We start from the raw sequence: 25,093 nt of genomic DNA, 5'->3' as shown, positions 1-25,093 counted from the left end.
CAGCGGCCTTGCCGTCGGCCGCATCGGCGGCGGCGTGGCCACCATCGGCGCGGCGTGCCGGCTGGCGCTGGCCGCGGCGCGCGGCCGCGGCGCGGCGTGCCTGGCGCTTCAGGTACGACCCGACGATGCCGTCGGGCAGGAAGATGATCAGCAGGATCAGCACCGGGCCGAACACCAGCATGCGGTAGTCCTGCAGGAACTGCAGCGTCTGCGTGACCCAGGGCACCAGCAGCGCGCCGAGCAGCGGTCCGAGCAGCGTGCCGATGCCGCCGACCAGCATCGCCATCACCATGTCGAAGGTCAGGTCGGTACGCGCGATGTCCGGGCCGAGGAAGCGCACGTGGCCCGCGTACAGCGCGCCGGCGAAGCCCGCATAGGCGACCGACAGCACGAAGGACAGCACCTTGGTGCGCATCAGGTCGATGCCCAGCGCCTCGGCCAGCGCGTCGCTGTTGCGCACGGCCATGAAGCTGCGGCCCAGCAGCGAGCTGACGATCCGGTGCATCAGGAAGGTGCCGATCACCAGGAAGAACAGCACCAGGTAGTACTGCGCCTGCACGCTGTCGAAGCTGACCGGGCCGATCGCCGCCGGCACCGGAATGCCGATCAGGCCCACCGTGCCGTGCGTCAGGCTTTCCCACTTCTCGATCAGCAGGTAGATGATGTAGCCGATGCACAGCGTGAAGATCGAGAAGTAATGGCCCTTGAGCCGCAGCGATACCACGCCGACCACATAGCCGACGATCATGCAGACCACGCCGGACAGCACGAAGGCGGCCCAGAACGGCATCTGGTGATCGACGGTCAGGATGCCCAGCGTATAGGCGCCGATGGCCATGAAGCCGCCGTGCGCGAGATTGAGCTGGCCGGTGTAGCCGGTGATCAGGTTCAGGCCCAGCGTCGCGATCGCGTAGATGAAGGCCAGCGTCATCACCGTCAGGTAATAGCTGTTGGTCGTCAGCAGCGGAAACGCGATGGCCAGCGCCAGCAGCAACGCCCAGCCGGTCTTGCCTTGCAATGCGTTCATGTCGAGATGTCTCCTACCTTGTGCCTAGCTTGTGCGCTTGGATGCGGCGGCGGCCGTCAGGCCGCCTTGCCGGCGAACAGGCCCTGCGGCCGGATCGACAGGATGATCACCAGCAGCACGAAGGCGATGATGTCCTTGTAGTCGGTCGACACGTAGAAGCCGCCGAAGCTCTCCGCCATGCCGATGATCAGGCCGCCCAGGATCGCGCCGGGGATGCTGCCCATGCCGCCGAGGATGATGATCACGAAGGCCTTGGTGATGACCAGGTGTCCCATTGCCGGATAGACCAGATTGATCGGCGCATACAGCGTCGCGGCGATCGCGGCCAGCGCGCCGGAGATCGCGAACACCAGCAGCGTCACGCGCGTCGCGTCGATGCCGACCAGCGCCGCGCCTTCGCGGTTCTGCGCCATCGCGACGATGGTCGAGCCGGTCACGGTGCGGGTCAGGAACAGATGCAGCACCACCATCAGCGTGAAGGCCGCGGCGATGATCAGCAGTCGCTGCAGCGGCGCAGTGAGACCGAACACCTCGACCAGCTGGCCGTACGGCGTCGGCATCCGATGGAAGTCGGCGCCCCACAGCGCCTGCGCGCCGGCCTCGAGGAACAGCAGGATGCCGATCGCCGCGATCATGTCGTGCAGCTCGGGCGCGTTGCGCAGCGGATGGAAGACGAGCCGCTCGGCCAGCATCGACAGCACCGCGACGGCCAGCGCCGCGGCGACCATCGCCAGCCAGTAGTTCACGCCCAGCGACGTCATCATGTAATACGAGACGTAGGCGCCCGCCATGTAAAAGGCGCCGTGCGCGAAGTTGGGTACGTGCAGGATGCCGTAGACCAGCGTCAGGCCGAGCGCGACGAGGCTGTAGACCCCGCCGAGCGTCAGCCCGTTCAGAAACTGTTGGAAGAACATTGACACCGACTCACCTCATGCAGATCGAAATCGCAAACGGGAGCACGCTTCGGCGGACCGATGCGCGCGGCAGGACAGCGCCGCGATAAAACGCGGACTGCCGGTCAACCGATGTGGGGGTCAACTGCGCGGCTTTGCGCGCGTCGGAAAGGGTTGCATGACGGTCTCCTGAAACGGTCGTGCCGGGCCGCAAAATGCCCAGCTTTCATACCGGTTATTCGTGTCGTGACTGACCGCCGCGATGCGTGTCGCAGCGTCTCCGCACGATCGTTCGTTTTCGTTGACTGTTGCATAGGGCTTGAGGCACAGTCAAGGAATACGGAATAGTCTTTCGCACAGCGAAATAGGGCTTTCCGGCCCGGCGCCGCAGCGGTTTTTGCCGATGCCGCCGGCTGAAAATTCACGCGGGTTTTCCCTGTTTCTTGCCGCCGCCGCAGCTCGCGGCTCTGCTGCCGTCGCCGCCTCGACTCTCCGCCTGCACCGAACATGAAGCGCACCGCCACCGTGATCCCCGTTGTCGCCGAGCCGCCCTCGCCGGTGCCGGCGAGCGCATTGCGCGATGCCGCCGACGCGGGCCCCGGAAGTCCCGGGGAAGCGGAGGACCGCAGCTTCGTCACGGCGCTCGCGCGCGGTCTCGATCTGCTGCGCGCGTTCGGCCCGCACGATGACTACCTCGGCAATGCCGAGCTGTCGCGCCGCACCGGCATTCCGCGGCCGACGGTGTCGCGGTTGACCTATACGCTGACGCGGCTCGGCTATCTGGTCTACGTCGAGTCGCTGGAGAAGTACCGGCTGGGCCAGGGCGCGATGGTGCTGGGCCATCGGTATCTGGCGACCTCCGGCATTCGCGAGGTCGCGCAGCCGCTGATGCAGTCGCTGGCCTTCGCCACCGGCTGCACCGTTGCCCTTGCCACGCCCGATCGCCACGAGATGGTCTATCTCGAAGTGTGCCAACCGCGCGGCGCGCTGGTGATGCGGCTGACCCCGGGCTCGCGCCTGCCGATCGCGACCTCGGCGATCGGCCGCGCCTGGCTCGCGGGTTTGCCCGCGGCGCGGCGCGCGAGCATGCTCGTCGAACTGGAGCGCCACTATCAGACCCGCTGGCCGACGATCCGCGGCAAGCTTGACCGTGCAATGCGCGACTACGGCCGGCGCGGCTTCTGTGTCGCACATGCCGAATGGGACCGCACCGTCAGCGGCGCCGCCGCACCCGTCGTGCTGGAAGGCGGCACCGAGGTGCTGTCGATCAATATCGGCGGCGCGGCCTCGCGGCTGACCCCGGAAATTCTCGAAGCCAATCTCGGTCCGCGCGTGCGCCAGCTTGCCGAGTCGCTGCAGGGACGGCTGTGGCGCGTCCACGGTTGAGCGGACCTGGCCATCCGGACCATCACCAATACCCACGACATCTCGACCACCACAATCATCAACACAAGGAGACAGGCATGGAGATCAGCAACAAGACCGTCATCGTCACGGGCGGCGCCACCGGCATCGGCCGTGCGCTGGTACTGGCGTTTGCCAGGGCCGGCGCGCGCGGCATCGCGGTCGCCGATCTGGACGAGCGGGGCGCGCAGCAGGTTGCGGCGGAAGCGGCCGAACTCGCGCCGTCGTGCCAGGCCTTTGGCTGCCGCACCGACGTCGCCGACGCCGCCGCGGTGCAGGCGCTGGCCGATGAGGCGACGCGCCGCTTCGGCCAGGTCGACGTGTTCTGCTCGAATGCCGGCATCATCCTGCGCAAGGGCCTGGACGCGACCGCCGACGAATGGCAGCGCATCTGGGAGATCAACGTGATGGCCCACATTCACGCCGCCAATGCGGTGCTGCCGCAGATGCTGGAGAGGGGCGAGGGCTATTTCGTCAACACGGTGTCGGCGGCGGGCCTGCTGTCGCAGATCGGCTCGGCACCGTATGCGGTGACCAAGCACGCGGCGATCGGCTTCGCCGAATGGCTGGAGATCACCTACGGCGATCGCGGCATCAAGGTCAGCTGCATCTGCCCGCAGGGCGTGCAGACGAAGATGCTGTTCGGCGAGAACGGCGAGCGCAAGGGCTTCCTGCAGGAGGGCTCGGTCACGGCCGAACACGTGGCCGCGGTGACGCTGGAAGGCATGCGCGACGAACGCTTCCTGATCCTGCCGCATCCCGAGGTGCTCGAGTACTACCGCCGCAAGGGCCAGGACTACGACCGCTGGCTCAAGGGCATGCGGCGGCTGCAGGAGAAGGTCATCAGCGAGTTCGGTGCCATCGGCAAGCAATGATCTCGTGCGTGCCGATAACGATGTGGATTGACCGATAGAGACCGAACAAGCGTCCAACACAAAGGAGACAAAGACCATGCGGATTACCCGATTCACCGGCGCACTGTCCGTGCTCGCCACGGTGCTTGCCACCGCGTTCGCCGCGCCGGCGGCCCATGCAGAAACCTTCCCGGCGCGGCCGATCCGTATCGTGGTGGGCTTCCCGACCGGCGGCGCGCCCGATACGCTGGCCCGCATCGTCTCGGAGAAGATCTCGCCGTCGTGGGGCCAGCCGGTAGTGGTCGACAACAAGCCCGGGGCGGGCGGCAATATCGGCGCGGAAGCAGTGGCACGCGCGCCGGGCGACGGCTACACGCTGGCGCTCGGCACGGTCGGCACGCATTCGATCAACGGCGCGGTCTACAGCAAGTTGCCGTACGACATGGTCAAGGATTTCGCGCCGGTGATCCTGCTGGCGACCACGCCGAACGTGCTGGTGGTCCACCCCGGCGTGCCGGCCAGGACTACCGCGGAACTGATCGCGCTGGCCAAGGCGAAGCCGGGCGCGCTGACCTTCGGCACGCCGGGCATCGGCACCTCGCCGCACGTGGCGGGCGAACTGTTCAACACCGTGGCAGGGGTCAAGATCACGCACGTGCCCTACAAGGGCCGCGCGATGGCGATTCCCGACCTGCTGGGCGGCCATATCACGATGATGTTCGACAACCTGCCGTCGGCGCTGCCGGTGATCAAGGAGGGCAAGCTGCGCGCGCTGGGCGTGACCAGCCTGAAGCGCTCCGCCTCCGCGCCGGATATTCCGACGCTGGCCGAGCAGGGCTTGAACGGCTTCCAGGCCGACTCGTGGTTCGCGATCTTCGTGCCGGCCACCACGCCGAAGGACGTCATTGCCAAGCTCAATACCGAGCTGAACCGGATCTTCACGCTGCCCGACGTGCAGGCCAAGCTGAAGACGCTGGGGCTCGACCCGGTGCTCGGCACTCCCGACGCGCTGGCCTCGTTCCAGAAGGCCGAGATCGCGAAGTGGGCGAAGGTGGTCAAGGATTCGGGGACGACCCCGCAGTAAGGAGCGGGGCACGGGCGCGAGAAGGAAGCATCAGACCGCTCGAACCAATCTCGTCGCGGTGTTTTTCTCCGCGCTCCCGCACGCGGGAGCGGGGGCATGCGGCGGTGAGGTGGGCGCCTTCGCGCTGCCGATCCTTCTGCTACTCCTCCAGCGCGGCCGTAGCCCGTTCCGCCAGCCGGTCCGGCTCGCCGCGCAGCCGCGCCAGACTGACCGCGGCACCGACCGCCGCGACACAGGCCGCCACGCCCAGCGCCGTGCGCGATGCCGACGTCCCCACCAGCGCAAACAGCAGGGCCACCACCGCGGTGCCCGTGGTCTGCCCCAGCAACCGCGTGGTCGCCTGCGCGCCGCTGGCACCGCCGCTGCGATGGGGCGGCGTCGCGCCGATCATCGCGCGGTTGTTCGGCGACTGGAACAGGCCGAAGCCCAGCCCGCACATCGCCATGCGCCACAGCACATCGATGCTGCTGCTGCCCCGATCGAGCATCGCCAGCAGCACCAGTCCGGTACACAGCAGCGCGAGGCCCAGGCCGGCCAGCACGCTGGCAGGGAAGCGATCCGACAGCCGGCCAGACAGCGGCGCCATCACCGCCACCATCAGCGGCCACGGCGTGATCAACAGCCCGGTCTCCTGCAGCGAACGCCCGAGCTGGTATTCGAGATAGAAGGGCAGCGCGACGAAGGCCAGCATCTGCGTCATGAACGAGCAGAACGATGTGCCGACCGCCAGCGAGAAGGCGCGGCTCGCGAACAGGTCCACCGGCACCAGCGGCGCCGCCTTGCCGCGCTCCATCCGCGCCAGCCACCATCCGAGCAGCAGCGCCGCGACCAGCCCGCCGATCGCGGCGCGGCGCAGGCCGTCATGGCCAAGGCCGTCGACGCCGAGCACGAACAGGCCGATCACCACCGCCGACAGCAGCGCGCTCGGATAGTCGAACGGGCGCGGTTGCGGCGGCGTGACCGGCAGCGCCCAACGGCTCAGGCTCAGCGCGATGATTGCCACCGGCACGTTGATCGCGAACAGCCATTGCCAGCTGGCGAACGACAGGATCAGCGCGCCGACCGACGGCGCGATGCCGGTCGTGATGCCGACCACCAGCGCATTGAGGCCGATGCCGCGGCCGAGCTTGGTGGGCGGATAGATGTAGCGCACCAGCGCCGTATTGACGCTCATGATGCCGGCGCCGCCGATGCCCTGCAGCACGCGCGCGGCCACCAGCATCGGCAGATTGACCGAGAGCGCGCACAGCAGCGAGCCGACCAGGAAGGTGGCCAGGCCGATCCGGTAGACACGCTTGTAGCCGAGGATGTCGCCAAGGGAGGACAACGGCAGCAGGCAGACGGTAACCGTCAGCTGATAGGCGTTGACGACCCAGATCGTGTGGCCCGGGTCGGTGCCGAGCTGGCGGGAAATCGACGGCAGCGCGATATTGGCGATCGAGCCGTCGAGCACGGCCATGATCAGCCCGCAGAGTACGGTCAGGATCGCCCACTGGCGTTGCGGATAGGGAAGACCTTGATCTGAATGCATCGACGGTACGGCGGGGAAGGCGAGGATGGCGGCTGGCCGGCCGGTGCGATCGCGCTTCAAGAACGCCGCGGCGAGCGGACCGACGGCCCGGCCGATGCTGGCAGGCGCCGGGCGGCGACATTATCGGCGCAGCGCCGCGCGCCCGCAAATCGCCGCGTTGTGGTATATCGCGCGCGCTGGCATCACGCGCGCATGCCGCGTTTGGGGCAAGACAATGCAGACATGGCGGCGCAAGTCGGCACCCGCGCCCGCAACCGGCGCCGTGGCGGTGTCACCGATCAGCGCGCCAGCTGGCCTAGTACGTTCTCGAGCGACGACAGCCCCGTCTCGATCAGATGCGACATATAGACGTTCATCTGCGGCATCACCAGCATCAGCAACAGCAGGCCGCCGGCCAGCGTGACCGGGAAGCCGACCGCGAAGATCGACAACTGCGGCGACGCACGGTTCAGGATGCCCAGCAGCAGGTTCAGCGTCAGCAGCGCGGCCACCAGCGGCAGCGCCAGCAGCAGCCCCGACGAGAACACCGTGCCGCCCGCACGGGCCACGGCCGCCCAGCCATCGGCCGACAGCGGCGTGCCGCCGATCGGCAGCGCCGAGAAGCTGTCGACCAGCGTGGCCAGCATCAGCAGGTGGCCGTCCATCGCCAGGAACAGCAGCATCGCAACGATGCCGAGAAAGCGCCCGAGCACCATGGTCTGGCCGCCGGCGCTGGGATCGAAGAACGAGGCGAACGACAGGCCCATCTGCAGCCCGATGATTTCGCCGGCGTATTCGACCGCGGCGAACACCAGCCGCATCGTGAAGCCGAGCGCGATGCCGACGCCGATCTCGTTCAGGATCAGCAGGAAGCCGTCGAAGGAATAGACCGGCACCACCGGCAGGTTCTCGATGGTCGGCGAGACCGCGATCGCGATCAGCGCGGCCAGGCCGATCTTCGCCTGCCGCGGAATGGTGCCCTCGCCGAACAGCGGCGCAGTGGCGATCAGCGCCAGCAGCCGGAACAGCGGCCACAGGAAGGCCGCGATCCATTCGTAGAGCTGGGCCGTGGTCACCGATACCATCGCGTCTCGCCTCTTGGCTTGGTTGTCGTCAGTTGCGTCGCTGCCTGGGTCGTTCTCTGCGGCGCGCTCAGCCGCCTCAGCGCACCAGCCCCGGAATGCCCTCGAACACCTCGCGCATGTAGTCGACGAAGGTGTTGATCATCCACGGCCCCACCAGCACCAGCGTGATGAACAGCGCCAGCAGTTTCGGAATGAACGACAGCGTCATTTCGTTGATCTGCGTGGCGGCCTGGAACAGGCTGATCGCCAGGCCGGCGACCAGCGCGACCAGCAGCAGCGGGCCCGCCAGCAGCAGTGTCATCTTCATCGCCTGGGTGGCGATGGTCATTACGGTTTCCGGCGTCATTGGGCCTCCGGTGCGCTTGCGGCGTCGGCGTGGAACATCAGGTCTGGAACGTCAGGTCGGGAAGCTCGGCGCTGCAACGTCAGGTAAGAAAGCTCTGCGCCAGCGAGCCGAGCAGCAGTTGCCAGCCATCGACGAGCACGAACAGCATCAGCTTGAACGGCAGCGAGATCGTTGCCGGCGGCACCATCATCATGCCCATCGCCATCAGCACGCTGGCCACCACCAGGTCGATGATCAGGAACGGAATGAAGATCGTGAAGCCGATCTGGAACGCGGTCTTGAGCTCGCTGGTGACGAAGGCCGGCACCAGCACGCGCAGCGGCACGTCCTCGGGGCCCTGCATCTCCGGCGTCTTGGCCATCTGCGCGAACAGCGCCAGATCCTTCTCTCGGGTCTGCTTCAGCATGAACGCCTTCATCGGCGCGGCGGCGCGCTCGGCGGCCTGCTCGAGGCTGATGCGGTTCTCCGACAGCGGCTTGTAGGCCTCGGTGTAGACGCGGTCGAGCACCGGCGACATCACGAAGAACGTCAGGAACAGCGACAGGCCGATCAGCACCTGGTTTGGCGGCGACGTCGCCGTGCCGAGCGCGGTGCGCAGCAGGCCCAGCACGATCACCACGCGGGTGAAGCCCGTCATCATCAGCAGCGCGGCCGGCAGGAAGGACAGCGAGGTCAGCAGCACCAGCGTCTGGACCGACAGCGACCAGGTCTGGCTGCCGCCCGGGCCGGGGCGGCTGACGATGCCCGGCAGGGCCTGCGCGGCCGCGGGATCGGTGCCGAATGCGAGAGCGGCGGCCAGCAGCAGGCCGAGCGCCAGCGTCAGCGGCGCTCCGGACCGACGCCGGCTGGCGGCGTACAAGGTGTTCATGACTTCAGGGTCTGTTGCAGGTTCTGTTGCATCGAGCGCAGCAGCTTCTGCGCGAAGGTGGCCTTGTCGCCGAACGGGGCCTGGGGCGACGTGGGCGTCGAGCCCATGCCAGCCATGCCGCCGATGCCGGCGATTGCCTCGCCGGGCGCCGCGGAGCCGGCCGGCAGCGTATGCAGCGTGCGGATTTCGCCGGCGCTGACACCGAGCACCAGCCAGGTGTCGCCGACCTCGACGAGCAGCAGGCGCTGGCGTGCGCCCAGGCTGGTGCTGCCGACGACTTTCATCACGCCGCCTTGTACATGCCGCACCAGGCCGGCGCGGCGCGCCAGCCAGGCAAGGCCAAGGATCAGCGCAATGATCGCGAACAGGCCGAGACCGGCCTGGGCCAGCGCGCCGGCGCCGGTTGCACCGGTCACGGCGTCCGCCGCGTGGGCGAGAACCGGCAGGCCGGCCGCCGCACCGCAGATCGAGCGGGCCGCGTACGAGCGCGTGCCCGGCGCGGGCCGCAAGGCGCGGCCCAGAGCGGGTTTCATTTGTTCAGCTTCCGGATGCGTTCGGACGGCGTGATGATGTCGGTCAGGCGGATGCCGAACTTGTCGTTGACCACCACCACCTCGCCTTGCGCGATCAGATAGCCGTTGACCAGCACGTCCATCGGCTCGCCGGCCAGGCCGTCGAGCTCGACCACCGAACCTTGCGCCAGTTGCAGCAGGCTCTTGATCGGTACCTTGGTGCGGCCCAGTTCGACCGTCAGTTGCACCGGGATATCGAGAATCATCTCGATATCGTTGTGGAAGCCGCTCGACGCTTCGCGCTCCAGCGGCTGGAAGACCGTCGCGGCCGCGGGCGTGGCCGTCGCCACCGTGGCGGCGGCGGGCTCAGGCGCAGCGGTCGCGCTGGTTTGCTCGGCCAGGGCGCTCGCCCAGTCGTCCATCGGATCGGCCGGCTTGTCCTCTTTGCCGTCAGTCATGGTCGGTTTCCTTGTTGGAATCGCTGTCTTGATGATTGAACATGCGCTGCACACGCAGCGCGTACTGGCCGTTCATCGTGCCGTAGCTGCACTGCATGACCGGCACGCCGTCGACCTTGCCGATCACGTTCTCGGGCAGCTCGATCGGCAGCACGTCGCCGGCGCGCAGCGCCAGCACTTCTGCCACGGTGCTGCGCAGATGCGCGAATTCGGCCACCAGCTCCACCTCGGCGGCGCGCAGCTGTTGCGACAGCTGCTGCAGCCAGCGCTTGTCGACCTCGACTTCATCCTGCAGCGGATTCATCAGCAGATCGCGCACCGGCTCGATCATCGAGTACGGGAAGCAGACGTGCAGCTGCCCGCCGACCGCGCCCAGTTCGATATGGAAGGCGGTGGTCACCACGACTTCGTTGGGAATCGCGATGTTGGCGAACTTGGTGTGCATCTCCGAGCGGACGTATTCGAACTCGATCGGATGGACCGCCTGCCAGGCATGGCCATAGCTGGCCAGCGCCAGGTCCAGCATCCGGCGGATGATGCGTTGCTCGGTCTGCGTGAAGTCGCGGCCTTCGACGCGGGTATGGAAGCGTCCGTCGCCGCCGAACAGGTTGTCGACGACCAGGAACACCAGATTCGGGTCGAACACGAACAGCGCGGTGCCCCGCAGCGGCTTCATGTGGACCAGATTCAGGTTGGTCGGCACCGGCAGGTTGCGCACGAACTCGCCGTACTTCTCGATGCGGATCGAGCCGACCGAGATGTCCGCGCCGCGGCGGATGAAGTTGAACAGGGCCGTGCGCAGCTGGCGCGCAAAACGCTCGTTGATGATTTCCAGCGTATGCAGCCGGCCGCGGACGATGCGCTCCTGGGTCGCCAGGTTGTAGGGCCGCACGCCGTCTTCGGCGACCGGCGCGGTGGCCTCGGGCGTTTCGGCTTCGCCGGATACGCCCTTGAGCAGCTCGTCTACTTCATCCTGCGAGAGGAACTTGTCGTAAGCCATTTAGTGTCCTGCCCCAATGAACGACTGGATTAGAGAAGCGCCGCGCGCACGCCGGCCTGGGCGCGCGCGAGGTGCGCATCGGCGGGCGAGAGTCGGGTGGTCGGCTTCATATCGGGTTGGCAAGCGGGGCAGGGCACGGGCTTACTGCACCACGAAGGAAGTGAACAGGACATCCACGATCTGTTGGCTCGGCAGCGCCGGTGCGAACGGCCTTGCCAGCGCCTGCTTGATTTCTTCGGCGAGCTTCTGCTTGCCCTCGACGGTCGACAGCTCCGGCGGCTGCTTGGCCGACAGCAACAGCAGAATGCGGCTGCGCGCTTCCGGCAGGTATTCGGCAATGCGCGCCTGCGTCTGCGTGTCGGCCACCTTGACCGACAGGCCGGTGTGCAGGAAGCGGTCGCCGTCCTCGCCCTTCAGATTGACGGTGAAGGCGTCGAGCGCGACGAAGATCGGCGCCGGTACCACGGGGGCGGCCGGCGCGGCGGGTGCGCGGTTGTTCAGCAGGCTGCCGAGGAAGAAACTTCCCGCGCCCAGCACGGCCGCGACCGCGACACCGGCGAGAATCAGCACCCCGCGCTTGCTGGAGCCGGATGCCTGGGGAGTCGTGAGCGTTTTCGCCATGAGATGCCTGTATCGGAATGCCACGCCATTCTCGGTGAATCGGTGGCGGGCAATGGGCCGAAAAAAAGGGGGAATCCCGCTCAGCTTGGCCGTTTGAGTCGAGCGGGAGCGACCGTCGGCGGCAGCGGACGGTCATCTCACGGGTTAACGTTGGCGGACGGCGGAACTTGAGCCGGCGGCACTCGGCTTGTCATCGGCGGGTCATTGCCAGGGGCCAGACTCGCGGGATTTCCTTCCCTGGAGAACCCCGCGCATGCGTCGTTCCGCTGTCCCTTCCGCCTTCCGTTCCTTCGCCGCGCCCGCCGGCCGTGCCGGGGTCCGCCTGTTGGGTTTGGCCGCGCTGGTGATGTCGACCGCGCTGCCCGCCGCCTGCGGAGGCGACGACGACAATAACGACAGCCCCCGGCGCTCGGTCGGATCGGTCCGCCTGATCGGCGAGCAGACGCTGCCCAACGACCTGCAGGTCGGCGGCACCACGGTGGGCGGCCTGTCGGGCATCGACTACGATCCCGCGTCCCAGCTCTGGTATCTGGTCTCGGACGACCGCTCGGACAAGCAGCCGGCGCGCTTCTATACCGCGCGGCTCAGCTATGACTTGGCCCGCCTGCAGCCGGTGCAGATTGCCAGCGTCGTCACGCTGCGCCAGGCCGATGGCAGCGCCTTTCCCAATCGCACCGCCGGCGGCGTGGTGCCCGATCCCGAGGCCATCCGCTTCGATCCGTCGACCCGCAGCCTGTGGTGGACCAGCGAAGGAGACCGCGCGCTCGGCCTCGACCCCTTCGTCGCCCGGGCCAACCTCGACGGTCTGCTGACCGGCACCCTGCCGCTGCCGGCGGCGTTCCGGATGTCGCCCACCCAGGAAACCGGCTCGCGCAACAACGCAACGTTCGAAGGCCTGTCACTGTCGGCCGACGGCAAGTCGCTGTGGGTCAGCATGGAAGGGCCGCTGTATCAGGACGGTGCCCTGCCGACGCCGTCGTCCGGCTCGGTGTCCCGGCTGCTGCGCTACGACCGCAACGGCAGTGTGCTGGCGCAGTATGTCTATCCGCTCGACGCCATTCCGGCGGCCCCGGCCCCCGGACGCAGCGCCGACAACGGCGTGACCGAGATCCTGGCGATCGACGACAACCGGCTGCTGACGCTCGAGCGCGCCGGCGTGCAGGGCGCCGACGGCACCTTCACGACCTATGTGCGGCTGTATCAGATCGATATCCGCGGCGCGACCGACGTGCGCGGCCTGGACCGGCTGGCAGGCGCCAGCTATGTGCCGGTGCAGAAACGGTTGGTGCAGAACCTGAACACGCTGGGACTGAAGACGGTCGACAACATCGAGGGCATGGCCTGGGGCCCGAAGCTGCCGAATGGCCGCGACAGCCTGGTGCTGGTGTCCGACAACAACTTCAACGCGACGCAGATCACCCAGGTGCTGGCGTTCGAGGTGTTGCCGGAGTAGGGCCGACGCCCGGGCGCTTCGGCGCGTACTGATCCGCTTCGTCGTCCCCGCGAAGGCGGGGGACCCGGCGGCGTCGAAAGAGGGCGATGCTTGCCCGCCTTGTCAGCGCCCGTAGCCGTACCCGTCATAGCCGCGCCCGTCATAAGGCTGGTCCGGATGGCCCTGCTGGTACGGCGGCGGATAACCGCGGCGGTCTTCGCCGTATTGGCGCTGCCGCGCCGGCCCGTCGGCACGGATGCGAGCGGCACGGATCGGGCCGGCGGCTTCCAGCGGCCCGTTGACGATCAGGTCGCCCTGCACGCGCAACGGCCCATGCACGGTCAGCGGACCGTTGAAGGTACGCTGCGGCGCCCCGCGCATCGACGGACCGTCGTCCGTTTCGAACCACTGCCCGGTCACCGGCCCGCGTACCCGCACGCGGCCGTCGACCTCGACTGGCCCCTGCACCGTCACCGGCCCGTTGACCACCAGCGTGCCTGCCACCGTCATCGGGCCGGATTCGACCGGTTGCGCGTGGGCCCGGCCGCCCACCATCGTCACGCCGCAGACCGCCATGACGGCCAGCCCTCGGCGCAGGGCAAAAATTGCTGCATTCACACCGTTCTCCCCATGATTCCGCAGCCTCCGTTGTACCGCGCGGCAAGGCCGTCGGGGCCCGCCGTTTCCCTTTGTTGCCAACGACTTACGGCGGTTACACCCGGTAACGGGCAGGGGCGGCCGCGCAGTCGTCAGTCCTAAGTCTTATATAAGATATAAGACGTTTGACCGAGGACACGCGTTGAGCGTACAATCGCAGCCACAACGGTGTTGTTTAACCCTTATTCCTCTATCACCCCGCAGGTTCCCATGCTCGAAAACTATCGCGCCCATGTCGCCGAACGCGCCGCGCTTGGCATTCCTCCGCTGCCGCTGTCCGCGCAGCAGACCGCCGAACTGATCGAACTGCTGAAGAACCCGCCCGCGGGTGAAGAGCAGACCCTGCTGGAGCTGATCACCCACCGCGTGCCCGCCGGCGTCGATGACGCCGCCAAGGTCAAGGCCTCGTACCTGGCCGCCGTCGCGCTCGGCAAGGAAGCCTGCCCGCTGATCAACCGTGCCCGCGCAACCGAACTGCTCGGCACGATGCTCGGCGGCTACAACATCTCGCCGCTGATCGAACTGCTGGACGACGCCGAAGTGGGCACCGTCGCCGCCGACGCGCTGAAGAAGACGCTGCTGATGTTCGATGCCTTCCATGACGTCAAGGAAAAGGCCGACAAGGGCAACGCCAACGCGCGCGCCGTGCTGCAAAGCTGGGCCGACGCCGAATGGTTCACCAGCCGTCCGGAAGTCCCGCAAAGCCTGACCGTGACCGTGTTCAAGGTCCCGGGCGAAACCAATACCGATGACCTGTCGCCGGCGCCGGACGCCACCACCCGCCCCGACATCCCGCTGCACGCGCTCGCGATGCTGAAGAACAAGCGCGAAGGCGCCGCGTTCCAGCCCGAGGAAGACGGCAAGCGCGGTCCGGTCAAGTTCATCGAAACGCTGAAGGAAAAGGGCCACCTGGTCGCCTACGTCGGCGACGTGGTCGGTACCGGCTCGAGCCGCAAGTCCGCCACCAACTCGGTGCTGTGGTTCACCGGCGAAGACATCCCGTTCGTGCCGAACAAGCGCTTCGGCGGTGTGTGCCTGGGCGGCAAGATCGCCCCGATCTTCTACAACACGATGGAAGACGCCGGCGCGCTGCCGATCGAGCTCGACGTGTCGAAGATGGAAATGGGCGACGTGATCGAGCTGCGCCCGTATGAAGGCAAGGCGCTGAAGAACGGCGAAGTCATCGCCGAATTCCAGGTCAAGTCCGAGGTGCTGTTCGACGAAGTGCGCGCCGGCGGCCGCATTCCGCTGATCATCGGCCGCGGCCTGACCGCCAAGGCGCGCGAAGCGCTGGGCCTGGCCCCGTCGACGCTGTTCCGCCTGCCGCAGAACCCGGCCGACACCGGCAAGGGTTACACGCTGGCGCAGAAGATGGTCGGCCGCGCCTGCGGCCTGCCGGAAGGCAAGGGCATCCGCCCGGGCACCTACTGCGAACCGAAGATGACCTCGGTCGGCTCGCAGGACACCACCGGCCCGATGACCCGCGACGAGCTGAAGGACCTGGCCTGCCTGGGCTTCTCGGCCGACCTGGTGATGCAGTCGTTCTGCCACACCGCCGCCTATCCGAAGCCGGTCGACGTCAAGACGCACCACACGCTGCCGCAATTCATCAGCACACGCGGCGGCATCTCGCTGCGCCCGGGCGACGGCGTCATCCACTCGTGGCTGAACCGCATGCTGCTGCCCGACACCGTCGGCACCGGCGGCGACTCGCACACCCGCTTCCCGATCGGCATCAGCTTCCCGGCCGGCTCGGGCCTGGTGGCGTTCGCCGCTGCCACCGGCGTGATGCCGCTGGACATGCCGGAATCGGTGCTGGTCCGCTTCAAGGGCAAGATGCAACCGGGCGTCACGCTGCGCGACCTGGTCAACGCGATTCCGCTGTACGCGATCAAGCAGGGCCTGCTGACCGTCGCCAAGCAAGGCAAGAAGAACATCTTCTCCGGCCGCATCCTGGAAATCGAAGGCCTGCCCGATCTGAAGGTCGAGCAAGCGTTCGAACTGTCCGACGCCTCGGCCGAGCGCTCGGCCGCTGGCTGCACGGTGCGCCTGAACAAGGAACCGATCATCGAATACATCAACAGCAACATCACGCTGCTGAAGTGGATGATCGCCGAGGGCTACCAGGACGCCCGCAGCCTGTCGCGCCGTATCAAGGCGATGGAAGCATGGCTGGCCGATCCGAAGCTGCTCGAGCCGGACGCCGACGCCGAGTATGCCGCCGTGATCGAAATCGATCTGGCCGACGTGCACGAGCCGATCGTCGCCTGCCCGAACGACCCGGATGACGTGAAGACGCTGTCCGACGTGGCCGGCGCCAAGATCGACGAAGTGTTCATCGGCAGCTGCATGACCAACATCGGCCACTTCCGCGCCGCGTCGAAGCTGCTCGAAGGCAAGCGCGACATCCCGGTCAAGCTGTGGGTCGCCCCGCCGACCAAGATGGACCAGAAGCAGTTGACCGAGGAAGGCCACTACGGCGTGTTCGGCACCGCCGGCGCGCGTACCGAAATGCCGGGCTGCTCGCTGTGCATGGGCAACCAGGCCCAGGTACGCGAAGGCGCGACCGTGATGTCGACCTCGACCCGCAACTTTCCGAACCGCCTGGGCAAGAACACCAACGTGTATCTGGGCTCGGCGGAACTGGCCGCCATCTGCTCGCGCCTCGGTCGTATTCCGACCAAGGAGGAGTACATGGCCGACATGGGCGTGCTCAACGCCAATGGCGACAAGATCTACCGCTACATGAACTTCGACCAGATCGAGGATTTCAAGGGAGTCGCAGATACGGTGACGGTTTGATAGCCGCTGATTTGGCCTACCGCAGCTTTGCGATGCGAGGCCGCCGGGTTTGAGTTGAATTAAACCTGCGATTGAAATTGTTGTCGTTGGGAAAAGCCTCGGGGGTGTGAGCCTCCGAGGCTTTTTGTTTTGCGCGGATATTGCCTATGTACGTTTTTCTGTTCTAAAGCCCCGCTGGAGAGCGGTTGTGCAAGCCCCCAGACAAAGATATGCTGCAACGCCGAGTATGTGGAATAAGGCTGCATGCCCTTTTACTGGTGATTTGACCTTGAATGGCATGCAGGCTTGGTATTGAAATGCAAGAGCCAGTCTGATTGAGGCCAGAGAGTCATGCCGGTAAGACGTCCATATGTGAGCAAGAGCATCGCGGAGCTCGAGTCTTTATATGCCGCGGCACCTCTCGATCCCGATTCGTGCCGGCAGCTCTTGGATGAACTGAGTCACCGCAGCACCGGACGTGCCAACGCCTTGCTCCGCCGCATCGAGGCATCGTTACGTGCGGGCATGCCAAGTTCCAGGGCCACCCCAGGTGGGGGAGGGGCTGCCGCTCGCGTCACACAGGCGAATGTCGCGGCCGTCACCGCTTCCAATGCCAAATTTCCCGGGCCAGAAGATCAGGGGCCACCCACAAAAGTAAAAGGCATTTCCGCGAGTCCGGTTTTCGTAGAGCGGGATCAACCGCAGGCAATTCTCGCAAGCTGGATAGCCTTCGAAGCCCTATCACCACAGACATACCGCCGTCCCGCCGATATGGCAAATGGAGATCAGCGATGTGTCGCGCTTCTTCAGGGCGACGACATGCCGTGGTATCGCAACGAGCGGTCGCGTCCTAAACAGCAGCTGTTTTATCAGGTAGTCCTCGGCAGTATTCCTTTAGACCGGGCCACGGATGCTCTTGTTGCCGTGTTTGGGGAGAATGAGGAACGAAACGGACGCGAGCGTGAGAAGGCGCCAATTGCAGCCGTCTTGCTGGATCGAACCGGAAAACTGGTCGAGGAGAATGCGGTGGCGATCTCCAGCTTCGCGTGGGCCTTGCCTATCGCGCTCGGTGGAGACCTGACCGCACTCGGTACATGGCCAGACGTGGAAAGGCGGCTGGTCAGCGCGCTAACGGAACGCCTCAGGCGCCAGGATGCCGATGGCGAGCTGATGCCGCTGGACTACGGCACGTTACTGTCGGCATTCCAATGGTTGGTCGGAACCCTTCACCTTCCGCCGGATTTGATAGAGCCGCCCGGCTTTGCCGTTCGCGTGTATCACTATTTCAAATCGAAGACCCCCCCGGAAGTCGCCTTACTGAACTCCTTCTATCTTAGTGACTTGACCAAGGCCGCCCGGGCCATCGAGAGTGGGCAGGCAAATGAGGCTCTCGCTCGCTACCTGGGCTTGAACAAGGTCGATCACAGCCGTGACCTGCTCTCCGACCATACAGCTGTCGAAGATCTAGTCGCGCCACATAGAATGCCGGCAGCGCGATGGCCCGGACCTGGAGGTCACCCATTGGTGACTCTGCAGCAGGCTGCTGTGAACGCCATACGTTCGGAGTTCGTGGGCGGCCGGCAAGGAATCGCCGCTGTCAACGGTCCGCCTGGAACCGGGAAGACCACGCTGCTGCGCGATGTCGTTGCGGCTTGCGTATTGGACCGTGCCGAAGCCATGGCTCGCTTTGACGATCCACTGGCCGCGTTTTCCACAACGGGCGAAAAGGTCGCAGCAGGCGATCGCGCGTTCTTTCACTTGTACCGGCTCGACGCATCGCTGAAAGGGCACGAGGTGCTCATTGCATCGAGCAACAACAAGGCGGTCGAGAACGTCAGCAAGGAGTTGCCTTCAGCCAAGTCCATCGGACGAGACTTCAACTACTTCCGCACGATCTCAGATCGTCTGCTCGAAGGACAAGCCGCAGACGGTACGCTACCCAAAGGCGAGTCATCATGGGGGCTTATCGCAGCAGTCCTGGGCAACGCCAAAAATCGCAATGGCTTTCAGCAGGCAATCTGGTGGGATGACGATAAGAGCTTAAGGTTGTATCTAAAGGCCGCCCGAGGTGAGCCGGTATTTCGCGAGGTCAGGGACGAGCAGGGAAACATCGTTTCTCGGGAGATCCCGTCGGTTGTTACGCGCGAGATTCCGCCTACTCCGGAAGAAGCCAGGGCAAACTGGAAGAAGGCGCGGCATCGCTTTCAATCGCTAAAGGCGGATGTCGAAGCGTGCCTGCAGCAGCTCGAGGATGCCCGCCAGACCTGTCTTCGATTGGCGCCAGCAATGCGTGCCGTACAAGCAGCCGAGGCGCTACGCGAATCTTGTGCCGCTGCGTCCGATGATCGCGAGAGAGAGGTCCGTGCGACATCAGATATCCTGGCCACTGCACAGGCATCGCTGGACAATGCGATGCTGCAGGAACGGCAGATGCTTGCGCGCAGGCCGGGCTGGTTCGCCCGCTTGTTGAGGACAGCCGGATTTCGGACATGGCGGGACGGATACGCGCCGCTACTGAAAGCGAGAGTCGCGGCTGAAAAGGAACTCGCCGCCGCAGTTGCAAATAAGAAACGGGCCGAAGTTCTGGCAGCAAACGCAAAGCGCGAATTGCAAGCGGCCATCAGCAAAGCATCGGAAGCGGCCAGGGTTGTGTCGAACGTTCAGGCGCGCATTCATGATTTCCGCCGCGAGCTGGGTCCGCGTCTGGTGGATAGTGAGTTCTTCGAACGCGGCCATGAGCATTGGAATTTGAGTGCACCATGGATTCCGGATTCGCTTCACGAGAAGCGGGAGGATCTGTTTTCAGCGGCGCTCCAGGTACACCGGGCCTTTATCGATGTGGCCGCTCAGAAGTTCAGCCACAACCTCGGCGCGCTGATGAGTGCAATGCAAGCGGGAGCGTTCCACGAAAGCGAAAAAAGAGCCCTGCTCCCGGACCTATGGTCGACACTTTTCATCGTCGTTCCGGCAGTCTCCACCACGTTTGCGTCCGTCGAAAGGATGCTCGGCGACCTTCCTGCTTCCAGCATTGGATGGCTGCTGGTTGACGAGGCGGGGCAGGCTACTCCGCAGTCCGCGGTAGGCGCAATGCTGCGGTCTAAGCGCGTCATTGTGGTGGGTGATCCATTGCAGGTACCGCCTGTCGTGGCCTTGCCTGAGCGCCTCGTATTGGAGGTTTGCAAATACTTCAAGGTGTCGCCTCAGGAATGGGCGGCCCCTGACGCGTCGGTACAGACGGTTGCTGACGAAGCTTCGCACTACCAAGCCGAGTTCAAGGCTGACAGCGGTACTCGGCGAGTCGGCTTGCCACTGCTGGTTCACAGGCGGTGCTTGGAGCCAATGTTTGGGATCTCCAACCGTATTGCCTACGACGGTCAAATGGTTCACGCCGCGCAAGCCAAGGAGTCGCCGATTGCGACTGTCCTCGGACCATCCGCATGGATCAACGTCGACGGGAGTGCATCCACAAAGTGGTGCCAAGCCGAGGGTGACGTCGTTGTTCGCATGCTGCACGAACTGGCATCGGCGGGCCTGCAACAGCCTGATCTTTACATCATTACGCCCTTCAGGATCGTCGCCCATGAATTACGACGCCAGCTCCAGACGCACCGCCATATTCTTGAGCGGCTTCAGGTGGATCCGGACGACTGGATAACGGACCGTGTTGGTACTATTCACACCTTCCAGGGCAAGGAAGCCGAGGCTGTGATCGCCATATTGGGCGCGCCAATGGCAGAGCAGCAAGGAGCCCGACGATGGGCGTGCGGCACGCCCAATATATTGAACGTTCTGGTGTCCCGTGCCAAAAGCCGGCTGTATGTTGTGGGATCGCGAGCCGCATGGGGTGGTGTGGGTCATGCCCGCGAGATGGCGGCCGCGTTGGCGACCCGGCGAATATAGTGCGATCAATGTCCCAACCGGGACGGACGTACTCAAGCTGGTGAACTGGAATCAAGTTGCGTGTCCCTCCGTAGGCGCGCTCATCCCGGATGAGATGGCGCTTGCGTAGCGGGTGAACCCTGTAACGCCGGCGAATACCCGGTACATTCCACCGGGCGGAGCTCATAGGCTGGCGGACCGGCTTCGCTTGACCAGCCCTACAATGGTCTGCGCCAGTTCTGCGCGCGCCTGCTCTTCGGTCAGGTCTCCGGCAGCGACCGCATGAGACAGCGAATCGGCCGCGCCGAGCATCGCCCACAATCCAGCCAGTGACAGTCCTTCTGGCCCGGAGAACGGCGCCAGGATCGCCCGGCATTTCTCGATGAACGCCTGCTGGTACTGCCGCTTGAGTGTCGCGAGTTCGGGCGATCCGTTCAACGCCGACAGCACGTCCGGCATTTCCCGCCCTTGCGTCAACACGCAATCGACATAGCTCGCCGCGATGACGCGCGCCTTCTCCTTCAGTGTGGGCCGGCTGGCCGCGATGGCGGCGTCGATGATGGCCGTCTGGCGCTCGTCAAAATCCCGATAGAGCGCCGACAGCAAACCATTGCGGGTGCCGAAGTGATCGTAGACCACAGGCTTTGCCACGCCGGCTACCTCGGCCAGCCGGCCGAGACTGAGCGCGTCTGACCCCTCTCGTTTGACGAGCTTCCATGCGCAGTCCAGCAGCTGCCGCTGGCGCTCCTCGCGAGACAGCCGGCGGCGTGGCCCGGAGGGCGAGCCGGCGGCGTCGTTCGACGTGGCGAATTTTCTTTGCTGAGTCATTCTTTCCGCGAGAAGAGGTTCTGGCCGAGCGCCCGGGCCTTGTGGATATGCGAGGAGGGCGCCTCACGATCCGAAGGTAGCAGAAGTTCGGAGGTCACGACCGGCGCGCCGCAGTAGCCGAAGATGCCATGGTCGATCTGCGTCTTCATTGCGGTGGCATAGCCATGGCGGTCGTAAGTACCCATGTTCGCACCGCCGATCCCGACGAGGTGGACCGCCAGGTGGCCAAGCTTCTTGACCAGTTTGCCGCCCGGTTCTTCGTCATAGGCCCACCCATTGGTGAAGACGCGGTCGATCCAGCCCTTCAGCATGCCCGGAAAGGACCACCAATATACGGGGTAGACCAGCACCAGCGCATCCGCGCGATCGAGTCGCGCGTGTTCCGCCGCAACGTCCGGCGCGGGCGGAGTTTCGCGCCGATGGAGGGCCAAGTCGGCGGCGGTGAAGCGAGGATCGAAGCCTTCCGCGGCGAGATCAGCCAGTTCGAAGGTGTGGTGCCGGCCGGATGCCGACAGTCCGGAGGCAATATGATTTGCCACGGCATGCGTCAGCGATTCCCGATTGGGGTGCGAAACGACGATCAGCGCGTGCATGATTGGCTCCGTAGATGAACGTACCTACCAATCGTATCCTACGTTTGGTAGGTACGTATGACCCTGCTCCTAGTGGGTATTTGGTGCGACGCGGGCGGTGCTTGATCGGCGCAAGGGCCTTCGACCAACCGTGCCCCCGATGGCGTTTCCGGGCTGAATTCCCATGGTGACAAGCTGCCGTGCGCGGAGGAAGTGGAGAACACCGTCAATCGGGCTTCGAAATTGTTTGTCCGATAAATGGCGATATCGAGCGGGTTGCGTCAATCGCCAGGCATCGCCGAAAATGGTGATCGAATCGAGTCGCCGGCAACATGCAGGCGACGCCCCACACCTACGGCGGTTGGGTGCAAATATTCCCTGCCGAAAATACAATCCATACGCCTTCTCAAAAGGCGAACAAATACAGAACGAATAAAAGCAGACCTCGGGGGGTCATCTATGCGTGTTCTTGTTCCATTGCTGTTGGCCACGGCTTTGGGCTTTGCCGGTTGCGCGCAAACGCCTGAAGAACAGTTGGCGCCGCGGTCGTCCACGGTGCGCCTGTGCGACGGGAATGCCTGCACCGAACAGGATCGACGCGTAGCGACCGCGCAGCTCGCCTCGAACGAACCCGATCCGCGCATGCAGGCATTGGCCAACGTGGCCGAGAAGAATCCGGATGCCGCTTACGACCTGGGCCTGCGGCTGCTGCGTGGCGACGGGGTGAAGCGCGACAGCTATCAAGCCTTGGAATGGCTGCGCAAGGCCGGCGACAACGGTCATACGCAAGCGCAACTCGCGCTTGGTCGAATTTATCTGATGGGCTTTGAGGAAATGGGTTCGGACCCTGCCGAAGCCGAGGCTTGGCTGATGCGAGCCGCAGCCAAGGGCAGCAAGGAAGCCAAGGATTTGATTCCGCAGGCCCAGGCTGCCAAAAAAGACGAACAGAGCGCGTACCGGGTTCGCGAGGCCTACCGTACCTCCTGGGTCGCCTGGTACAGCAGCTATCCGTATTACTGGGTATGGGGCCCTTCCGGCTGGTATCACCGCTAAGCCTTCCCACCCGGATTTTTTCGTCAATTTCCTCGACAGGAACGCCCTATCATGCCCAAGAATATTTCTCTGCGCGTGGCCGCACTGGCTGCGTCCGTGGTTCTCGCTGGCTGCGCCACTGCCGGCGGCGGTTTGATCAGCACCGGCACCGCGCCTACCGCTGCCACCGGCGCCGCGGGTGGTGCCACCAGCGTCAACGCCAATGCTTCGCTGGAGCGCTGCGATTCGCCGCTGGGAACGCTGGCCGTCGATGATGGCCGTGGCAAGGAGTGGTATGCGAGCTTCGGTGCAGCCACCAAGGTGACCAGCATCGAGCCGCTGATTCGCCTTGCCGTGCAGCAGTCGAACTGCTTCGTGATTACGTCGATCGGCAACAATCGCACCGAAAGCAAGCTGTCGAACATTACCGACAAGCAGCGCAATTCCGGCGAATTCCGCGCAGGTTCGCGCCAGCAGAAAGGCCAACGCGTAGCGGCCGACTACTACATGGAACCGGCCATCATCATCGATAACGACTCCACCGGCCAGCTGGCGGCTGGTGTGGGTGGCCTGTTCGGCAGCGTCGGCGCGCTTGTTGGCGGTGCGATGCAAAGCAAGGCATCGGTCGTGACGCTGACCATGTTCGACATCCGCTCGGGCGTGCAGGTCTCCATCTCGGAAGGCAATTCCACGGCCACCAACTTCGGCGCGGCCCTTGGCGCCTTTGGCGGCAATACGGCCGGCGGCCTCGGCGGTTTCTCCCGCACGCCCGAAGGCAAGGCCACCGTCGCCGCATTCATGGACGCCTACAACAACATGGTGATCTCGCTGCGCAACTACAAGGCGCAGGAGGTCAAGGGCGGACTGGGCCGTGGCGGGCGGCTGAAGGTTGGTTCGTAAGTCGTTTCGGCGCTCCCCGCGCGGGATGCCATTTGCTGATCGCGAGAAGCCAGTGGATGGATAGAGCGCGGGAGCGGTCGTTCATTACTGCCGAGAGGACGTTATTCCGGGAGAGTCAGTTAGACTTTACGCGCCCGGGATAAAACCCGCCTTGTTCTCTCACTCCAGCGGCAAGACACCACCATGAGCATTCGCGTCGGCATTGTTGGAATCAGCGGTTTTGGCGGCGGCGAGGCGATGCGCCTGATCGCGAGCCACCCGTCTTTTGAGCTCGTCTACGCCGCCGGCGAGGGCAGCGCCGGCAGCCGCTTGGTGGATCGCTTCCCGGGTGTGCCGGCCAAGCTCGCCGAGCTGGTGATCGAAAAGTGGGACCCTGAAACGCTGCCGAAGCTCGACGTCCTGTTTGCGTCGCTGCCGACCGGCGCATCGGCCGACGTGCTGGCGCGCGTCCCCAAGGAGGTCAAGATCGTCGACATCGGCGGCGACCACCGCTACGTCGACGGTTGGGCGTACGGCCTGGCCGATGTATGGCCGGCCGAGATCGAAGGGCAGACCCGCGTCGCGAACCCCGGCTGCTTCCCCGCAGCCACGCTGACCGCGCTGGCGCCCCTGCTGGCCAACCACCTGATCGAGCCCGCCAACATCGTGATTGACGCCAAGACCGGCATTTCGGGCGCCGGCCGGGGCGGGGACAGCAAGTTCGGCTATGCGGAGAGCAACGAAAACGTCGTGCCCTACGGCTTGCTCAAGCACGTCCACATGCCCGAGATTGCCAGGACGATCGAGCGGCTGAGCGGCGGCAGTGCGGCAGGGCTGGTGTTCACGCCCCATCTGGTGCCGATGACCCGCGGTGTGCTCGTCAGCATCTACTGCCGCGGCCGTGCCACCACGGACCAGTGCCTGGACGCGGCCCGGCGCTTCTACGCCGGACGCCCATTCGTGCGCGTCAGCGACAAGCCGCCGCAGACCAAATGGGCCACCGGCTCGAATCTCGCGTTCGTCAGTTATGCGGCCGATCCGGAGCGCAACCTGGTGATCGCGATGGGCGTGGTCGACAACCTGGGAAAGGGAGCGGCGGGTCAGGCGGTGCAGAATGCGAACCTGATCTGCGGTCTGCCGGAAACGGCGGGGCTGGATGGTGGGCCTGTTTGGCCGTGATGCTTTTGCGCGTCCGATTGCGTAGTTTGTCTTTGCGGGATCACTGGTACGGCAGCGACGCGGTCGCCGTGACAGATGGCTCGGAGCAACCGCGTAGTGAGCCGCGCGCTCGAAACCCTCGCTTCGACGGCGCGCTTCCGATCGTGAGTCCGCCCCCTTGTTCCGGGGTGTTATGATCGGAACCGCTTCAAG

22 protein-coding genes are annotated in these 25,093 nt (G+C 65.3%); 9 read left to right on the top strand and 13 right to left on the bottom strand.

The genetic code is table 11. The features are described from left to right. Positions 1-1,027, bottom strand: a 1,027-nt coding sequence (locus F7Q96_RS22580) for a branched-chain amino acid ABC transporter permease (RefSeq protein WP_249041706.1), incomplete at its 3' end; no start/stop codon positions are given. Positions 1,028-1,083: 56 nt separating this feature from the next. Continuing rightward, positions 1,084-1,947, bottom strand: a complete 864-nt coding sequence (locus tag F7Q96_RS22575; RefSeq protein WP_006579083.1) for a branched-chain amino acid ABC transporter permease — start codon at positions 1,945-1,947, stop codon at positions 1,084-1,086. Positions 1,948-2,427: 480 nt separating this feature from the next. Here F7Q96_RS22575 and F7Q96_RS22570 point away from each other — a divergent pair, with 480 nt between their 5' ends. The 3 genes from F7Q96_RS22570 (at position 2,428) to F7Q96_RS22560 (ending at position 5,262) form a co-directional block, all read left to right on the top strand. After that, a complete protein-coding gene (locus tag F7Q96_RS22570; RefSeq protein WP_053823423.1) occupies positions 2,428-3,306 on the top strand; it encodes an IclR family transcriptional regulator in 879 nt (292 codons plus the stop codon). Between the two features lie 77 nt (positions 3,307-3,383). Beyond that, positions 3,384-4,199 (top strand): SDR family oxidoreductase, encoded by an 816-nt coding sequence (locus tag F7Q96_RS22565; RefSeq protein ID WP_053823424.1) that lies wholly within the window; start codon positions 3,384-3,386, stop codon positions 4,197-4,199. 76 nt (positions 4,200-4,275) lie between these two features. Beyond that, positions 4,276-5,262, top strand: coding sequence for a Bug family tripartite tricarboxylate transporter substrate binding protein (locus F7Q96_RS22560; RefSeq protein ID WP_053823425.1), 987 nt, complete (start codon positions 4,276-4,278; stop codon positions 5,260-5,262). Positions 5,263-5,401: 139 nt separating this feature from the next. Here the strand turns inward: F7Q96_RS22560 and F7Q96_RS22555 are convergent, their stop codons facing one another. From F7Q96_RS22555 to fliL, 8 genes are all read right to left on the bottom strand, one after another. Beyond that, complete coding sequence (locus F7Q96_RS22555; protein ID WP_053824537.1) at positions 5,402-6,793, bottom strand: MFS transporter; 1,392 nt, start codon at positions 6,791-6,793, stop codon at positions 5,402-5,404. A gap of 278 nt (positions 6,794-7,071) precedes the next feature. Continuing rightward, complete coding sequence (gene fliR / locus F7Q96_RS22550; protein WP_053823426.1) at positions 7,072-7,857, bottom strand: flagellar biosynthetic protein FliR; 786 nt, start codon at positions 7,855-7,857, stop codon at positions 7,072-7,074. 76 nt (positions 7,858-7,933) lie between these two features. Continuing rightward, positions 7,934-8,203 carry a flagellar biosynthesis protein FliQ gene (gene fliQ, locus F7Q96_RS22545; RefSeq protein WP_023264555.1) on the bottom strand — a complete coding sequence of 90 codons (270 nt, stop codon included), beginning with the start codon at positions 8,201-8,203 and terminating at the stop codon, positions 7,934-7,936. Positions 8,204-8,282: 79 nt separating this feature from the next. Next, positions 8,283-9,071: a flagellar type III secretion system pore protein FliP gene (gene fliP / locus F7Q96_RS22540; protein WP_053823427.1), complete on the bottom strand. Its 789-nt coding sequence runs from the start codon at positions 9,069-9,071 to the stop codon at positions 8,283-8,285. Continuing rightward, positions 9,068-9,604 carry a flagellar biosynthetic protein FliO gene (fliO, locus tag F7Q96_RS22535; protein ID WP_053823428.1) on the bottom strand — a complete coding sequence of 179 codons (537 nt, stop codon included), beginning with the start codon at positions 9,602-9,604 and terminating at the stop codon, positions 9,068-9,070. Before fliO ends, fliP begins: the two co-directional genes overlap by 4 nt. Continuing rightward, positions 9,601-10,041: a flagellar motor switch protein FliN gene (gene fliN, locus F7Q96_RS22530; RefSeq protein WP_053823429.1), complete on the bottom strand. Its 441-nt coding sequence runs from the start codon at positions 10,039-10,041 to the stop codon at positions 9,601-9,603. The genes fliO and fliN overlap by 4 nt, the downstream gene beginning before the upstream one ends. Continuing rightward, on the bottom strand, positions 10,034-11,041 hold the full coding sequence (fliM, locus tag F7Q96_RS22525) for a flagellar motor switch protein FliM (RefSeq protein ID WP_053823430.1): 1,008 nt from the start codon (positions 11,039-11,041) through the stop codon (positions 10,034-10,036). The genes fliN and fliM overlap by 8 nt, the downstream gene beginning before the upstream one ends. Before the next feature lie 141 nt (positions 11,042-11,182). Beyond that, a complete protein-coding gene (gene fliL, locus F7Q96_RS22520; RefSeq protein ID WP_053823431.1) occupies positions 11,183-11,662 on the bottom strand; it encodes a flagellar basal body-associated protein FliL in 480 nt (159 codons plus the stop codon). A 253-nt stretch (positions 11,663-11,915) separates the two neighbouring features. On the opposite strand from fliL, the gene F7Q96_RS22515 reads away from it, so the two are divergent. Continuing rightward, positions 11,916-13,115: an esterase-like activity of phytase family protein gene (locus tag F7Q96_RS22515; protein ID WP_226995017.1), complete on the top strand. Its 1,200-nt coding sequence runs from the start codon at positions 11,916-11,918 to the stop codon at positions 13,113-13,115. A 102-nt stretch (positions 13,116-13,217) separates the two neighbouring features. Here the strand turns inward: F7Q96_RS22515 and F7Q96_RS22510 are convergent, their stop codons facing one another. Further along, positions 13,218-13,712: a hypothetical protein gene (locus F7Q96_RS22510; protein ID WP_151023322.1), complete on the bottom strand. Its 495-nt coding sequence runs from the start codon at positions 13,710-13,712 to the stop codon at positions 13,218-13,220. A 249-nt stretch (positions 13,713-13,961) separates the two neighbouring features. Between F7Q96_RS22510 and acnB the strand changes: the two genes are divergently transcribed. Then, positions 13,962-16,553, top strand: coding sequence for a bifunctional aconitate hydratase 2/2-methylisocitrate dehydratase (gene acnB, locus F7Q96_RS22505; RefSeq protein ID WP_151023321.1), 2,592 nt, complete (start codon positions 13,962-13,964; stop codon positions 16,551-16,553). 351 nt (positions 16,554-16,904) lie between these two features. Further along, the gene (locus F7Q96_RS22500; RefSeq protein ID WP_249041705.1) at positions 16,905-20,432 is read left to right on the top strand and encodes a DEAD/DEAH box helicase; all 3,528 of its coding nucleotides are present in this window, start codon (positions 16,905-16,907) and stop codon (positions 20,430-20,432) included. Between the two features lie 162 nt (positions 20,433-20,594). Here F7Q96_RS22500 and F7Q96_RS22495 read toward each other — a convergent pair whose 3' ends face one another. Then, positions 20,595-21,239 carry a TetR/AcrR family transcriptional regulator gene (locus tag F7Q96_RS22495; protein WP_053823435.1) on the bottom strand — a complete coding sequence of 215 codons (645 nt, stop codon included), beginning with the start codon at positions 21,237-21,239 and terminating at the stop codon, positions 20,595-20,597. After that, positions 21,236-21,832 (bottom strand): NAD(P)H-dependent oxidoreductase, encoded by a 597-nt coding sequence (locus F7Q96_RS22490; protein WP_053823436.1) that lies wholly within the window; start codon positions 21,830-21,832, stop codon positions 21,236-21,238. The genes F7Q96_RS22495 and F7Q96_RS22490 overlap by 4 nt, the downstream gene beginning before the upstream one ends. A gap of 438 nt (positions 21,833-22,270) precedes the next feature. Here F7Q96_RS22490 and F7Q96_RS22485 point away from each other — a divergent pair, with 438 nt between their 5' ends. The 3 genes from F7Q96_RS22485 to argC all read left to right on the top strand — a co-directional run bounded on the left by F7Q96_RS22485 (position 22,271) and on the right by argC (position 24,901). Then, entirely contained in the window at positions 22,271-22,864 is a 594-nt protein-coding gene (locus F7Q96_RS22485) for a tetratricopeptide repeat protein (RefSeq protein ID WP_053823437.1), read from the top strand. Positions 22,865-22,915: 51 nt separating this feature from the next. Further along, a complete protein-coding gene (locus F7Q96_RS22480; RefSeq protein ID WP_053823438.1) occupies positions 22,916-23,743 on the top strand; it encodes a hypothetical protein in 828 nt (275 codons plus the stop codon). A gap of 183 nt (positions 23,744-23,926) precedes the next feature. Beyond that, the gene (gene argC / locus F7Q96_RS22475; protein ID WP_053823439.1) at positions 23,927-24,901 is read left to right on the top strand and encodes an N-acetyl-gamma-glutamyl-phosphate reductase; all 975 of its coding nucleotides are present in this window, start codon (positions 23,927-23,929) and stop codon (positions 24,899-24,901) included. Positions 24,902-25,093 lie beyond the last annotated feature (192 nt).

It is taken from the genome of Cupriavidus gilardii, from assembly GCF_008801915.1.
Taxonomy (GTDB): domain Bacteria; phylum Pseudomonadota; class Gammaproteobacteria; order Burkholderiales; family Burkholderiaceae; genus Cupriavidus; species Cupriavidus gilardii.
The sequence above is the reverse complement of the archived record's forward strand: the minus strand, read 5'-3'. Positions and strand labels throughout refer to the sequence as shown.